The organism is Martinezella multihospitum, assembly GCF_900094585.1.
In the GTDB taxonomy this organism is placed as follows: domain Bacteria; phylum Pseudomonadota; class Alphaproteobacteria; order Rhizobiales; family Rhizobiaceae; genus Rhizobium; species Rhizobium multihospitium.
On sequence record NZ_FMAG01000004.1, the window covers coordinates 1 to 15,492 of the forward strand.

Consider the following 15,492-nt stretch of genomic DNA (forward strand, 5'->3'; position numbering starts at 1 on the left):
GGAACCACCGAATGCGCCGGCGATCCTGGATCGCAGCGCCCGTGCAGGCGAGGCGGCAGGGCTGGATCGCTCCGTCGCGGCAGCTGGCCGCGCATGGCTGCGACCACTTTGCAGATCGAATTGTCCGAGCAGCTCATTCAGGGCCGTCACCTCCTTGGCAAGGCTGTAGCTTGCCGCGGTGGATTCCTCGACCATGGCGGCATTCTGCTGTGTTCCCTGATCGATGCTGTTGACCGCCGTGCTGATCTCCTGCAGGCCGGTCGCCTGCTCGCGGGCGGCCTCGACGATCGCCCGCACGTTGCGGTCGATGTCTTCGACCTCCTTGACGATCTGCTGCAGCGAGTGCCCTGTCTTGGTAACGAGATCGACGCCGCTGTCGACCTGCTGTCCGGATGTGGAAATCAGCGCCTTGATCTCCTTGGCGGCCGTGGCGGAGCGCTGTGCCAACTCACGGACTTCCTGGGCGACGACGGCAAAGCCCTTGCCCGCTTCTCCCGCCCGCGCCGCCTCGACGCCCGCATTGAGCGCCAGCAGGTTCGTCTGGAAGGCGATATCGTCGATGACACCGATGATATTGCTGATTTCGCCCGAGGATTTCGAGATTGCCTCCATGGCGGCAATCGCTTCCTGCATGACTTCCCCGGATTTTTCGGCGCCGATGCGCGCGCGTCCGACCAGCGAGCTTGCTTCCTCGGCGCGCCGGGTGGAATCCTTGACGGTCGTGGTGATCTCCTCGAGTGCGGCCGCCGTCTCCTCGACGGAGGCTGCCTGTTGCTCGGTGCGCTTGGAAAGATCATCGGCTGCAGACCGGATCTGGCTGGCGCCGGCGGCAATGGCCTGACCTCCCTGGCCAACGGAGCGCAGCGTTTCCTCCAGCTTCGCCATCGAGGCATTGAAATCGGCCCTCAGACGGTCGAGGTGATCAACGAAGGGCTGCTCGATGCGATAGACCAGATTGCCGTTCGAAAGCTCGGCCAGACCGCTTGCCAGGCCATCGACGGCAAATTGCGTGTCCGCCGCATCCTTGGCCTTCTGCGCTTCGCGCTCCAGCCTTTCCTTCTCGGAGAGGCTGCGATTGGCGCTCGCCTCCTGTTCCAGTCTTATCCGCTCGATGGCATGGTCGCGGAAGATGGAGACGGCAGCAGCCATCTGGCCGACTTCGTCCTTGCGGCCAATGCCGGCGATCTGCTCATCGGTCTTGCCGTCCGCAAGCGATACCATGCGTGCCCGCAGCCGTTCGATCGGGGCGGCAATCCCGCGCGCCGAGACAAAGGCCGCGATTACGACCGCAGCCGCGAAAAGAACGCCAAGCGCGATCAGGGTGTCGGTGATGGTAGCTGCTGCATGGGCGCCCAATTCATCGCTCTTGGCGCTGATGTTCTGATTATTGGTCTCAACCCAATGCCGAATGGCAAGGGCTTCTTCGCCGATCAATTTATCTGCTTGCTTCAGCATGCTTGTTGCTGTGTCATTATCATCGAGTTTGCCAGCGGCTACGGCTTTGTCGGTTAGGACAAGAATATCTTTGGCCCTTGCCAAAAGCGGCTCTATCGCATCTGCTTGTTCAGGCAGGGATTGTTTGACATTTGCGAAGCGCTCCAGGAGTGCCTGCCTATTCTCCTCATAGCCGGTGAGGAAGCTAGCCATTTCCTGATCTTTCGAGCTGTAGACCAGGATTTGATAGGCATTATAGCTCAGCGCAGCCAATCTTTGATTGGCCATAGACATCTGGACCGCAGCAGCTTCATCTGTGGATATGAATTTGGAATAGCTGCCTACGGTGTCGCGATATTGCGATGATATGAGCAGCGCTCCGCCAATGCCGATCATGCAGATCGGGATGATCACTGATAGGATCTTAGTCCTGATCTTGACGTTCTGAAGAAATGACATGGCTTGGTCGCTCTCGGTAAAGAGTGGAGACCGCTAGTGCGACGGCATGGTTGCACGCCAGCGATGACCCGCTTCGGATGATAGGGACAGTACAGAGAAGGAGCTTCCTGCTCGCCGCCTATGGCGCTGCGTAACGATGAGAGCGCCCTCTACCTGACAAAGTGGTTAAGATTGCTGGAATATTGCATAAATTTAATGTTAAATATTATGCTGATTGCTGTGCCTTTATTTGCCTATTAACCGTTGATTGCAGCAAATTTCATTTCGTTTATATCAAGGCAACTAAAGCGAATATTTGCTGGTTATGCAATTAAAAGGCAAGCGATGATCATATCATCTCGACGGCAAGTATATTGTACGAATTTCGGAGCCCGACACATGCAAGGCGACCTGACTTGAGGCAAAACGTATCCGCACAAAAAGAGATGCGGTCGATGATCCGCGCAGCAGGACTGGCAGAAAATTGCCCTAAGCACGTCGCATCGCGACCGTTCAATTATCGGAGGTTGCTGGGGTTCTGTGGTTCAGTTCTCACCAAGTGCCGTAATTTCTTGGTTGTATGGTGGGTGGTCCATCATGAGAGGTCGCTTTGGCTTGGTGAAAGATCAGGTGCAACGGAAGGTTCAAACCGAGTAGGGCATCGGCAGATTCCATCCCGTTGAGAGGGTTGAGAATCCCAAGCGGTATTAGATGCCTCGATGTATAGTGTCGAGAGGGGTCTCTTTCCGGCAATCGATGCATGCAAACCGAACGCTCCGGTCGAGATTAGACGCGTAGGGAGGAATTGTTAGCGCGGAAGGTGCAGACGATTTAGTACTATTGGGGAGCTGGAAAACTGTCGCGTCGGTCGTAGACTTCTGATCCTGAGTTCGCAAGTCAGGGGAGATGCGGCCAGGAGCGCCGGTGCGCTCGTCGGTGAAAGTAAGCCGAAACAGGCGGTTCGACTCCGCGGCCGCAACCAAGCCTCTCGATGGTGTCACAAGCTGGTGGACAGAAAAACTGGAGTTGTAACTACTTTCGGCTCCGGAACCGCTCGAACGCTGTCAGACGCTGAACTGGCGGATCGGCATCCTCCCAGCGATAGCCTCGCTCTTTGAGCTGGTCCTTCAGGTCGAAGGGTGCGTTCGCCGCGAAGATGCGCGCGGGACCGCTGGCTTGTCTGATAAAGCTCGGCAAAAGGTGTTTGATCACTATCGCTCTGGGAGAGCACCAGCACCTCCAACAGCGCGAAACAATCATCGACAGCGCGGTGTCCGATATGAAAATAGCCACTCTGATTGACGAGATAGCCGAGTTTGGTTCCCTCATATCTTCTGGCACTCCAATCGATCTCAGAATTCGAGCAAGCCCAGGCCTTGCGGAGAAAAATGAGAAAAGGCCTCGCAAAAGGGACGATCGAAGCCGGCATTATGGGCAATGATGGGATCTTCGGGCTCGATGAGCGCCCGCACCGCCGGCATGTCGATCATCTGGCCGAGGACCATGGCGTCGGTGACATTTCCGATCTCGTCTTTCCTCGAATCGAGACCGGTGGTTTCTGTATCGAGAATGATGCCTCGGAGCGGATAGCCCTGGCTTTGGAGTAGTGCCGATCGCGCAAATTTGATGCCGACGTTTTGCGAACGGTCTGTGCATTCTGCGAAAACATGTCGAGCTGGGACGTCATTGGCCATCCAATCAATAGGATGGGAAGTCTAAAGAGCCGATCTCAAGGTGAAAAGCGTTCGGCTTCATGGGCACGTCGATACCCACCGATATTGTGTGCAAAAGATTGGATTGAAGGAGCAGAAAATTGCAATGGGAGATCGTCATCAGACCAAGGTCCAATGTTCAAGGCAGCTCTATTCAGATAGTGCATGACTGCCCCCGGTCGCCGACACCACTGCCACCCGTCGGCGGTCTGCCCTGTCACCGGATTAAACTCCGGTGACAGGGCGAACGATGCGCGCGCAAATCATTGAACTGCCATTGCAATACATGAGGGGCAATACATGAGGGACTAGGGTGTGTCCGCTGGGAGATGCAGGATCTTTCGACAATGCATCTCAAAGCTATGGAACATATCGTTGTGACGGATTTTATTGAGAAATGGTCTGCCAAGAAGGCGGATAGGCCTAAGGCCGGCGCGCGGAATGTCGTCGAAACGTTTCGCTTGCGGGTCGCAGAGCAGAAGGATTATCTGGAGGCATATGAGCGCGATCCTGCCGGCCCACGCCTCGAGTCAACCAAACAGGCTTGTCTCGCCTTGTAAAGGTACGAAAGCATCGGAAGCTCCGTGGACGATCAACGGATAGCCGCGAGGGTTGCGCACGAATGCTGCGCCTCGTGCAGGAGGGCCGGGTAACGGCTGTCGACGGGACAGATATCGCGATCGAGGCACAATCGATCTGTGTCCATGGTGATATCATTTGAACATTCCTTCCGTCGATATCCACCCGGTCGGCACAGGCGGAGGCATGATCGCCTCCGTGGACCGTGCGGGGCTTCTAAGAGCTGGACCGGAAGGCGCGGGCTTGACGCCTGGACCGGCATGTTACGGTCGTGGCGGCACGCGCCCGACCGTAAGCGATGCGCAGCCCGTGCTCGGGAGGCTCAAGCCGGGTCCATATGCGGGCGGGGTGATAATCTTGAGCCTGGAAAGGCTGTGGAAGCGATCGAGACGCATGTGGCAAAACCACTTGGCCTCGGCGTTAACCCCGCCGCCGGCATCATTCAACTCGTCGAGCAGAATATGATTGCTGCCAAAGAATAGTCTATTCCGATCGGCTTAATACCGTCCCACAGTGGACCTTTATCTGTCCATCATAGTCGGAAGCGATTGGGATTCCTTCGAGAGCTAGGCCACATGATGATAGAGCTTACTAGCTTTTGAGCCGTATTCCTTTGCCCTCCATTTCTGAGGCTACTTGGCCAAAAACATACTGCCTGCCCTGATATAAAAAGGGCCGAACGCGGCTCACTCCATGATTGGAGGTTAGTTTCGCCCATTCGATGTCTTCGCCAGCATCTCGCTCAGTGTTGCTGCGGAGAGCATGGCTTCGGCCAAAAGTTTCTTGAGCTTCTGATTTTCCTCCATCAGTGCTCTCATTCTTTTGGAATCGAGACCGGCATTTCCGAAATGAAGGGATTGCCACCGATAGAAGGTCGGTTCGCTGATGCCGTGCTTGTGGCAAACATCAGCAACCGTCACCCCAGCCTGGTGCTCTTTCAGAATGCCGGAAATCTGGTCGTCGTCGAATTTTCTCTTGCCCATCACCGCTTCAGTCCTCACGAAATGCTCTGTGGAAACTGTCGAGAAGTGGTCTGACAGCATAGAACGCCACGCTGCTTTTGCCCGTTTCGATCAGTGTCTGTGCGGGCATGCCTGCGACCAGTTCGACATCGCTCATCTTCGCCAACCGCTCGTCCGTTACTCGGATCGTCGCAGCAAAGTATGGTTGGCCGCTCTGCGCGTCGGTAAGACGGTCCGCCGATACATACTCGACCCGGCCTTTCAGCAATGGAACGCGCCGCTGATTGTATGGAAGGAGGTGAACCTGCGCCTCAAGTCCTGCACGGACGAGATTGATGTCTTCCGGTCTGACGTGGGCGGACACGATGAGACGATCGCTGCGCGGCACAAGATCGACGAGTGGCTCGCCCGCGCCGATCACTCCGCCGGCGGTGTGGATGCGCAGGTTCATGATTGTTCCATCTTCGGGAGCACGGATATCGGTCCTTGAAAGCTGGTCGTCGATCGCCCACAAGCGCTCGCGCAATTGCATGATCTGATTTTCCGTGTCGCGCATGCCTTGCGCGACTTCGCTCAGCCGGTCGCTCTCAAGCTTTGCAAGATCGGCCTGTGCCTCGCTGATCACCTGGTAGGCGCGCGAAATCTGCGCCTCCACCTGACCCTGCTGGCCGGCAAGGTCTGCTTTTTCCCGCTGTAGGTTGAGAACGGTATTCTTTCGTTCCAATCCCTTGGCGTTGAGGGTCGTAACCTGATCCAGTTCCTGCTGCGAGATTGCCGCTCTGTCGGTCAGTGCTGCCTTCTGTGCGCCAAGTCCGATGACTTCCTGGCGCACCTGCGCGATTTTCTCATTGGTGATACCAGCTTCCGCCTGCATGACCTGGCGACGCGCTTCGAAGATTTTCCGTTGTCCGGTCATAATCGCGCCGACCGAAGGATCTTTGTCCATTGCTGCCCTGAGGTCTTGCGGAAAGGCGATATGGTCAGCGCCCGTCTGCTCGGCAAGCAGGCGGGCGCGGCTTCCTTCGGCGTCCCAAAGTTGCCCTTGAATACTGTCACGCTCCGAGCGGGACTTCGTGTCGTCGAGTTCTATCACGACTTGTCCGGCCGTGACCGCATCGCCGTTTTTGACGAGTATCCGCCGCACGATGCCGCCTTCCAGGTGCTGAATGGTCTTGCGGCTGGACTCCGGTTCGATGACGCCCGATGCAACCGCTGCGCTTTTCAGCGGCGCCAGGACCGACCAGATTCCCAATCCGACTATGAAGATGCCGATCAACAGGTTCCCCGTCCACATTACGCCCCTGAGCCCCGGCATGGGCGAAGGGGGGGCGGGGCCGCGCTGTTTCGTCCCGAGCACTGGCGCGTAGACTGCCTGTTGCTTGACTGTCGCCATCGATCGTTCCGCAAAGCGCTGGCTCGCTCGTGACGAATTTGAAAATCTCGCCAGCGTAGCATCCAGTTGAACAAGGGTCATGACCGCGTCCCTCCCTACGTTCCTGTTCGAGATGGCGGTTGAAGATAAGTTTCGTAAATCCGCTCACTGTCGCCGAAGGCAGCCACAGTCCCGTTGCGCATAATGGCAATTTTGTTGGTAACTGGCAGGATACCCATCCGGTGAGTTATGATAACAACGGTCATGCCCCTCGATTTCATGCGCTCAATCGCCTTGTACAGCATGCGTTCGCCGTCATAGTCCAGGCTCGAGTTCGGATCGTCGAGAACGATGAGGGACGGATTCCCATAGGCCGCCCGTGCCAGTCCCAGCTGCTGGCGCTGAGCGCGAAGGAGCAGGCTTCCACCTTCGCCGATATCGGTCTCATAGCCCTTTGGCAGCCGCATGATCGCCTCGTGCAATCCAACCAGCTTCGCGGCATCGATCGCTTTGGCGGGATCTCCTCCATCCAGCCGGCCGATTACATCCTTGATAGCTCCGCCGAAGAGCTCGATGTCCTGCGGCAGATATCCGACGTGGTGGGTCCCTCCGCAAAGGCGCAGAGCCGAAATATCTACCCCACCAAGAAGAGCGCACCCGCTCGTTGCTTGCACAACGCCTGCTATGACGCGACCTAGCGTCGATTTTCCCGATCCCGACGGGCCGATGAGGGCGATGCAATCGCCAGGCGCCAGGTGCAATGTGATACCAGCCAATATCTGCCTGTTGGCGAATGGCTGAATATAGCCGACATTGTCGAGAACAAGGCCATTGGGTTCCGGTTGCGGCACCGTTCTGGCATCGCGTTCCGATGCAACGGCGATCAGCATTCGGTTCAGGCGATTGAAGGCATTGCGAGCAAACGTGAAGGAGCGCCATGCACCTATCGCGCCTTCGATCGGCGCGAGCCCGCGCCCGAGCAGCAGGCTCGCAACGAAGATGATGCCGGGGCTGCTGTTGCTCGCGAGCACCAGCCATGTGGCGGATCCCATCATCAGGATCTGCGCGAGTGTCCGGATCGATTTGGAGAAACCAAGAATGATCTCCGTCCGATGCATCGCGACGTCCTGTGCTCTTCTTGCCATTTCCGCATCGCGATAGACCAGCAGCGCTGCACCATACTGCATGCCCATTGCCCGGATGACCTCGATGTTTTTGAGCGCGTTCGCGAATCGCATATAGCTCCTCGAAAGGGCGAGATTGGCGCGGGTAAGCGGCTCTTGCGTCGCCAGTTCCGTGAGGAACGCAAACAGCAGAAGCGCCAGCGCGCTCAGAAGGCCGATCGCCCCGAGCAGCGGATGAACAAGAAAGAGCAGGAGCAGGAAGACCGGCGCCCAGGGGACGTCAAAAAACAGGGAGCTTGCCGGTGAATCGAGGAATTGGCGTAAGGTGGTAAGATCCCTGTAGCACTCCGTGGCGGCTCCTGCATCGGCGCGCGCGGCATATTCGAATGATGCGGTGAGCACCATGGGCCGCAGCCGGTGATCAAGCCAGCTGCCGATGCGCGAAAGAGCTGCCCTGCGCACGATATCCAGCGTTGCTCCGACTACCACGGCGATAGCGATGATCATTGTCAGCATCAGAAGCGTATCGGCGCTTCGGCTCGACAGGACCCTGTCATAGATCTGCAGGAGATAGACGGAAGGCGCTAGAAGAAAGAGATTGTAGCCGCAGCTATAGAGGAAAACCAACCCGAGGGCTCCGGCGCAAGCCCGAAGCGCGACAACGAGCTGTGTCTGTGGGCGCGATGGCGTTACAGAAGGCGTTGCCATTATCCGATCTCGCTCCACTTGATATTGACAAGACAAGGCTGCCGGTGGGTTTCGCAGCCTATGAGGGTCGCCAGCCGAAGCCGGCGACCCGCAGGGCCTGGGGTTCATGAGCCAAGATGGCTGAGATCGATATGGCCAAAGTCGTTCGAGAAATGATCGAGAGCATTGTTCACAGTCGTCGTTGACGGGTCCGTGTGAACCAACGCTGCCGAGATGTCACCGCCACGAGCCATGTTGCCGTTACCACCGTTGCCGCCGACACCGGCGAGGATGGTGGCATGCTGATCGGCTAGAAGCTGAGTGTATTGCGTCGCCGTGGTATCGGCGCTTACCGCTGCCGTGTCGCCGCCGCTCACGCTTCCTTGGCTGCCGTTGGAGTGAGAATCTCCGCCAGCGCCGCCGGCGCCGCTGTTCGTGACCGCCGCCAGGAAGCCATTCTGGGCTTGAGCAAAGCCGCCAGGTCCGCCGCTGCCCGCAGTCCAATCCGCCATCTGCCCGACATGGTCGCCGTTGTGCAGATCGGTAGATGCTCCTTCGACCGATTGCACATTGGCGACATACGCAACCGGATTGTAGTCAATATTGCCATGGCTAATGCCATCGCCGCCGTTGCCGGCGCTTCCGTCGCCGGCAACCGGGTCACTGAATTGAATCGTGTCCGATATTTGTGGAATAGGCATTGATATCCCTCCTTCAACTTCGTTTCGTCCGTGTGGGTTCTACGGCATAGGTATCCAGCATCTCACCGCCAGCAAATACAACCGCGGGTGAATATTACCTGCGGTTAAATCCGCGATCTATCTAGATATTCGGTGACGCTCCTTCAGGCGTATGCTTGGAAATGACGGAGCGCAGTTTGATCTCGGTGCGTAGCGATAGGCACCAGATGATATGGTCGTGATCAAGTCCGCGGCCTGATCGACGCACCTAGCCTTTCGAAGCAAAGGCGGTTCAAGCGAACAGGCTGGATTCCGGGGTTCTGAGGAGGGTTGGCTCGGAGCCGAAAACCGTTGCGAGAAAAGCAGGGCAACATGTCGGGTCTCTGCTCCAAGGGCGGCTTTGACGCCCTCAAATTCGCATGGCGGGGTGCTACATCCATGATAGCCAAATGGCTATGATACTAGCCGATAGGATGTAGACGAATTGCAGGCTCTGCTTTTCTCACGTTCAGATGCACAATGTCCGCAAAATTCTGGCTGCATAAGTTGCACGCTCCGTGGGACGTGCGGTTGATCGTGCAATGGAGATGGTTATGACGGAAATTCGTCCCCTATCGGAAGACTTGCTCAAAGCAGGTGCCGATCAGAACCTCACCTCCAATTTGGCTGCGGGGCATCTGGCTCTGGTGCCGACCTGGCTTCCATTGGATGTCTCTTCGGGTCCGAACTACAATTCAGCTGGCAGCGGCGGCGATGGGATAAGCGACGGCGTGATCGACAGCAACGCACTGGCCGTCTTCGTGCCCTCCAATGCGGCCATTGCGGGACCTCATTCGAGTGCAGACGCCTTCCAGGGTAACGATGCGCTGGTCAATCAGCATCCCACCGAAATGGCTGGGCTCGGCGGGAATGGCGGAAGCGGCAATGCTGCCATCGGCGGCGGCGGTGACGTCAATCATGCCGGCACCGGTGGCAACGGCCTCTTTTTTGGTGGGCTCGTAAGCTCCGATGTTGCCGTGTTTGCCCCTGTGAACACGGCTGTGGCGGTTGGCCCTGGCGCTGAGGCTCACGCCGATCAAACGAACAACGCCATGTTTCTGCAGGGGGCAACCCAGATGGGCGGCATCGGCGGCTCCGGCGGGGACCATAATGTCGCGATCCACGACTCGACGGCGAGCCCGGGAACCGCAGTTACATTTACCGGTGACAATTATGCGGGGCATGGCGGCAACGGAGTTTTCGTCGGCAGCATGGTCGATGTGAACGTAGCCATTTTCTCCCCGATCAACATCGCCGTAGGTGCTGCAGGCGGTTCGGCGGAAGCCCATCAGACAAACAATGCGATTTTCGATCAGGGCACGATGCAGATTGCCGGCATCGGCGGCAACGGCGGTGGCTTCAACATGTCATCGGGGACGATTTTTACCGGCAACCATGAAGCTGGCGGCGGTGGAGTTGGATCGTCGACCGGCAGCATGGTTGACGTCAATCTCGCCTATTTCCATCCCATCAATATCGCAGTTCCTGCCGGTGGGACGGCGGATGCCCAGCAGATCGACCATGTTCTCTACGATCAGCATGCACTTCAATTGGCCGGCGTCGGTGGCCATGGTGGCGGCGGCAACCTTACGGACGCCCATTCGGCTCTCGTAGATGACATTCTGGGCTTCGTACATACCTGACAGATAGTCTCCTTGCTGGCATTGTGAAGGCTCAACTTCATGAAGCCGTCTTCCACGCCATTAAAAACCATATGCTGGATTGCTTCATCCGTTTGGCCTTTGCCTCTCGGAGAGACATGGTGCGGAATGTCCGGTCACCGGGATGCAGAATATTCCGCCGTAACTCAATTTATGTTGCTATAGATCTCGACCGTTCGAGGCCGCTATGTCTGGCCGGCATCTATAGGTGCCGATTCGGTATTGCAGCTGCTTTAAGTTGAAAGCTGTGCCTAAAACGAAGCTGATCGACAGAGAATGACATCTAGCTGCTTTTCCTACATGTATTTGTAGAAGATCATATGTATTTTTAACACTATCGACAGCTTTGTTGACACGCTTTCTGTGTATGGTTTTAAGAATGGAATCGACGAAATATATCCTCGTGAATGAAGATTTCGATGCATTATACATGCAAAGGTTGACTGTCTTTGAGCAATTGCACTCTATGACAACTATCGTGAGAGATAAGACTATTGATATCGATAGTACCTCTTTTTTGTGTCATGACATGAAACGAGAGCGGGAATAATCTGGGTTGCGGTTGGGCTGCAAATATTCCGGGGAGCGGTCAATTGTCCAACAGTGCCAAAGCCAAGCGTCATATGGGGCGCAATATACCAACTATTGTCGTTATTCAGCATTCCACATTGGCGCGTACGACTGTGGTGAAGCTTCTTGAGCGTGAATTTGCCGGGTGGAATTTTGTCGACATGATCTCGACAGAGAGTCTCGATAGAGCTCTCGGAGCCGAGGTACGTTTGATTGCGCTAGATCTGGCCGGCAGAGATGTCGAGAGTACAAGCCTGCGTGACGATCTCGCGGCAATTGCCGCGCGGTTTCCTCAGGCTCCCATCACCTTGCTTCTAGGTACGGATGATGTCGACATAGTTCGTCAGGCGCTCAAAATGGGCATTCGCGGCTTCTTTTCGACGTCACTTCCCATTGATATCGCCCTTGCCGGCCTTCGTCTCGTTCTCGCGGGAGGAACATTCTGCCCTCAGCTGTTAGGCTTTGTTGCAGATGAATCAAACGAGCATGCTCCCGCCAGAAACGAGGCGGAGAAAAGTTTGGATGAAAGGACGCAGTATTGGACGATTGCCGATTTCACTCCCAGGGAGGCGGAGGTCCTCGCAGAGTTGCAATGCGGCTGCTCAAACAAGGTCATTGCAGGAAAACTCAATTTGTCAGGCCATACGGTGAAGATGCATCTGCAACACATAATGCGTAAGTTGCAGGCGCAGAACCGGACTGAGGTGGTCGCTCGCCTGGTTCGAAGAGCCGGGGGCGGGCATGACGCCTCCCCGAATTAGGTATCGCAAGTGCCAACATGGTCGATGCCGGAGCTGCGCAACAGACCAATTGCATGCAAAACCCCTATTATCTTGCTTGTTTTTGCGTGTGATCTGCGAATGCCGTCTCTGGATGATTACATTGAAAAAAAGCTTATGGCCGGGTTCTCGATATTCACCCGGGAAGAGGCTCTGGCGGCGCTACCGCTTAAACCCGACGGCTTCACCGCAGCTTTAACGCGGCAAATCTCCAAGAAGCGGTTAGCCAATCCGAGACATGGATTTTACATCATCCTACGGTCTAAGGACAGGATTGCCGGCGCGCTGGATCGATCCGTTGGAAGTATCTCGGTCTTGATTGCCGGATATCCCTCTTACGCGCCGCCGCGATGCACGGCTCGTCGCACCAGGCCGCCACTTGATAGGAGGGTCAGCGGTTCTTATCCTTTCAAGAGCAATCGGACTTCACCAGAGGCGCACGTGATCTTTAAACGGGAGCCCATGCCCAATGAACTGACTGGACATCCCGTGATTTCACCTAAGGCTTCTTTGAGCTGCTTCGGCCGGTGTGTTACTTGTCGTCATCAGATCTCGATATCATTATCAGCCGCGATCTCGGTTTCAATTCGAGCTTTCGCAGCGATAACCCACTATAGAGGTCGATGTCTACGCCTGGCGCTTTCAGGGTTATAAAAGCCGAGTAGCGCGTCTTGCGGTTGACTATCTCTTTTGATGCATGGTTATACGATCGTGCTCCGCTCGCGTATTGAGAACCGAAAGCCGACCACGGTGTTTTTTGCAGCGAGCCTCGATCAGCATGTCTTTGCGAACTTTGACAATGTCGATGGCCACCATCACCGCATTGACGGGTATAGGATCTGGACGGGTCATGGTTGGTCTCTCCGGTATGGGTTGTGAGCATTCACATTCTGGAGATACTTAGGCCGACCGTGGCCGCCTCAACTGGTGCGCATTCGCAGCGGAAAGCTGCGCGCCGCTGTTTCGGATGCTACTCCACGGTCCTTCCGCAGATGCTACGGCTCGTGCTTCGTCGCAAAGATATTAATCGCTGCTCATTGATATCGGCGTGAAGCCATGCTCGATGTCTGTCCGCAGCCCCATCATGAGGGAACGTAGCCAACCCAATAGGTTTTGGTTCATTACGAAATTTAGTGTTGGGCGGCGTTCGGATGCCCGCCGCCCGGTTTCTCAGAACGGATAGTGCTGCGCCGAATCCTCGATGGTGATCCATCTGAGATCGGTGAACTCGGCAATCGCCGCCTTGCCGCCGAAGCGGCCGTAGCCGCTGCCCTTAACACCGCCGAAGGGCATTTGCGCCTCGTCATTAAGGGTCGGGCCGTTGATGTGGCAAATGCCTGATTGAATTCGGCCGGCGACAGCGAGCGCCCGCTGCACGTCGCGGCTGAAGACGGCAGACGACAGGCCGTATTCCGTGTCATTGGCAACGCGCACTGCCTCGTCCTCGTCCGCCACACGGATGATCGGCTTTACCGGTCCGAAGGATTCTTCCGAATAGACGCGCATGTCGGGCGTGACAAAGTCGAGCAGTGTTGCTTCGACCACGGTGCGGTCACGCTTGCCGCCGGCCACCAGCTTGGCGCCCTTGGCCTGCGCGTCGGCGATCAGCTCTTCCATTTTCTTGGCCGCCTCGAGGCTGATCAGCGAGCCAAGGACGACATGGCCGCGCGGATCACCGGCGGACAGAGCTGCGGCACGCGCTGCAAGCTTGGTAACAAATGCATCGGCGATCGCCTGATGCACGATGATGCGCTCCGTTGACATGCAGATCTGGCCCTGATGCATGAAGGCGCCAAAGATGGCGGCGTTGACGGCACCATCGATATCCGCATCTTCAAGGACGACAAGCGGCGCCTTGCCGCCGAGCTCGAGCAGCGCCGGCTTCAGATGCTTGCCGCTCAATTCGGCAATGATCTTGCCGACCTTCGTCGAGCCGGTGAAATTGACGCGACGGACGGTGGGATGGGCAATCAGCGCTTCGACGATACCAGGCGCATCTTCCGGCGCGTTGGTGATGACGTTGATGACGCCAGCCGGCAGACCGGCTTCGGTCAACGCGGTCGCGATCAGCCGCTGCGTGCCCGGGCACTGTTCGGACGCCTTGAGGATCACGGTGTTGCCACAGGCAATCGGCATGGCAATGGCGCGCGTCGCCAGGATCACGGGCGCATTCCATGGCGCGATAGCCAGGCAAACGCCTGCCGCCTGACGCACGCCCATGGCGAGCGTGCCGGGCTTGTCGGACGGGATGATCTCGCCGCCGATCTGCGTCGTCATGGCGGCAGCTTCGCGCAAGATATTGGCCGCGAGCATGACGTTGAAGCCGGCCCAGGGCGCGGTCGCCCCCGTCTCTTCCATCATCAGCTTGGTAAACTCGCCGACCTTCGAGTCCATGATATCGGCAGCCTTGGCCAAGATCTTACGACGCTGGCCAGGCCCTGTGCTCGACCAGGCGGGAAAGGCGTTGGAGGCAGCCTCGATCGCGGCTGCGACATCCTCAGGCCCTGCCGCCGGTGCAGTGCTTGCCAGCTCTCCCGTAAAGGGATCGTGGCGGTCATATATGCGGCCGCTGGCCGCCGGCTTGTCGACGCCGTTGATGAGAAGGGAAATGTTCATCTCTTGTCTCCTGATGCGAATGGTATTTAGAAGCCGATCACGTCGGCATTGATGGAGGCTTCCAGTCCGCCGTCGACCGGAAGGTTGGCGCCGTTGATCCAGCGCGCACCGTCCGAGCAGAGGAACAGGATGGCAGGCGCGATATCGGCCGATGTACCGGCGCGGCCAACACGGGTGATATCGCTGTCGACGCGGGCATCGCCGAGCACGGCGCGGAACTGTTTCAGGATCGGCGTCTCCACAGGACCGGGGCTGACGGCATTGACGCGAATGCCGCGCTCCTTGAAGAGCGGCTGGTGCGCAGCCCGCATCGTCCAGAGCAGCAGCAATTCCTTGGAGAGCGGGTAGCCCTCCTCGTTCTTCAGTCCGTGTTCGCTGACCAGACGGGCGACATCCGGAAAGCCTTCAATGTCAGTCAAGGTCTTTGCCCGCTCCAGATTGGCGCGCCAGCCATAGCCGGCGATCGAGGCGACATTGACGATCGCCCCACCCTCGCGCAGCCGGGGTGCTGCAGCTTCCGAAAGCGCGCGCAGGCCGTAGAAATTCACAGCCAGTGTCGTCGTGACGCCGGTATTTCCGGAGAGACCGGCAACATTGGCGAGCGCGTCGATGCGATTGGGCAGCTGCTTGACGATGTCCTCGACACCGGCGGCGCTCGAAATATCCCCCTTGATGAAGGAGCCGGTGCCCGATGACGGTTCGCGGACGTCGACGCCGATGACATCGGCTCCCATCTGTCCTGCAAGCTCCGCGGCACGCGCGCCGATGCCCGAGGCAACCCCGGTAATGAGGATGGTTTTGCCAAAAAGCATGATTTCACCTTTCTAATGAAAAGCAGC

10 protein-coding genes and 3 pseudogenes are annotated in these 15,492 nt (G+C 57.3%); 4 read left to right on the forward strand and 9 right to left on the reverse strand.

All coding sequences use genetic code 11. The features are described from left to right. The coding region (locus GA0061103_RS16265) for a methyl-accepting chemotaxis protein (RefSeq protein ID WP_092712860.1) at positions 1-1,893 on the reverse strand (1,893 nt) is incomplete at its 3' end. 1,011 nt (positions 1,894-2,904) lie between these two features. Further along, positions 2,905-3,566, reverse strand: a pseudogene (locus GA0061103_RS35355) (3'-5' exonuclease). Positions 3,567-4,200: 634 nt separating this feature from the next. On the opposite strand from GA0061103_RS35355, the pseudogene GA0061103_RS16280 reads away from it, so the two are divergent. After that, a pseudogene (locus tag GA0061103_RS16280) lies at positions 4,201-4,296 on the forward strand (LamB/YcsF family protein); the annotation flags it as partial. Positions 4,297-4,349: 53 nt separating this feature from the next. Next, a pseudogene (locus GA0061103_RS35360) lies at positions 4,350-4,454 on the forward strand (hydantoinase/oxoprolinase family protein); the annotation flags it as partial. A 413-nt stretch (positions 4,455-4,867) separates the two neighbouring features. Here the strand turns inward: GA0061103_RS35360 and GA0061103_RS16290 are convergent. From GA0061103_RS16290 to GA0061103_RS16305, 4 genes are all read right to left on the reverse strand, one after another. Continuing rightward, entirely contained in the window at positions 4,868-5,146 is a 279-nt protein-coding gene (locus GA0061103_RS16290) for a transposase (RefSeq protein ID WP_162747666.1), read from the reverse strand. Positions 5,147-5,153: 7 nt separating this feature from the next. Further along, on the reverse strand, positions 5,154-6,599 hold the full coding sequence (locus GA0061103_RS16295) for an HlyD family type I secretion periplasmic adaptor subunit (RefSeq protein WP_092712869.1): 1,446 nt from the start codon (positions 6,597-6,599) through the stop codon (positions 5,154-5,156). Positions 6,600-6,613: 14 nt separating this feature from the next. Then, positions 6,614-8,329: a type I secretion system permease/ATPase gene (locus GA0061103_RS16300; RefSeq protein WP_092712871.1), complete on the reverse strand. Its 1,716-nt coding sequence runs from the start codon at positions 8,327-8,329 to the stop codon at positions 6,614-6,616. A gap of 104 nt (positions 8,330-8,433) precedes the next feature. Next, entirely contained in the window at positions 8,434-9,009 is a 576-nt protein-coding gene (locus tag GA0061103_RS16305; RefSeq protein ID WP_092712873.1) for a PE-PGRS family protein, read from the reverse strand. Positions 9,010-9,581: 572 nt separating this feature from the next. Here GA0061103_RS16305 and GA0061103_RS16310 point away from each other — a divergent pair. Further along, positions 9,582-10,670, forward strand: a complete 1,089-nt coding sequence (locus GA0061103_RS16310; protein ID WP_092712875.1) for a hypothetical protein — start codon at positions 9,582-9,584, stop codon at positions 10,668-10,670. 641 nt (positions 10,671-11,311) lie between these two features. Next, the gene (locus tag GA0061103_RS16315) at positions 11,312-12,019 is read left to right on the forward strand and encodes a LuxR family transcriptional regulator (RefSeq protein WP_208603532.1); all 708 of its coding nucleotides are present in this window, start codon (positions 11,312-11,314) and stop codon (positions 12,017-12,019) included. 699 nt (positions 12,020-12,718) lie between these two features. On the opposite strand, the gene GA0061103_RS35050 is transcribed toward GA0061103_RS16315, so the two are convergent. From GA0061103_RS35050 to GA0061103_RS16325, 3 genes are all read right to left on the reverse strand, one after another. Further along, positions 12,719-12,889 (reverse strand): hypothetical protein, encoded by a 171-nt coding sequence (locus GA0061103_RS35050; protein ID WP_167376596.1) that lies wholly within the window; start codon positions 12,887-12,889, stop codon positions 12,719-12,721. A 318-nt stretch (positions 12,890-13,207) separates the two neighbouring features. After that, positions 13,208-14,653 carry an aldehyde dehydrogenase gene (locus GA0061103_RS16320; RefSeq protein ID WP_092712879.1) on the reverse strand — a complete coding sequence of 482 codons (1,446 nt, stop codon included), beginning with the start codon at positions 14,651-14,653 and terminating at the stop codon, positions 13,208-13,210. Positions 14,654-14,679: 26 nt separating this feature from the next. Beyond that, a complete protein-coding gene (locus GA0061103_RS16325) occupies positions 14,680-15,465 on the reverse strand; it encodes a coniferyl-alcohol dehydrogenase (RefSeq protein ID WP_092712880.1) in 786 nt (261 codons plus the stop codon). Positions 15,466-15,492 lie beyond the last annotated feature (27 nt).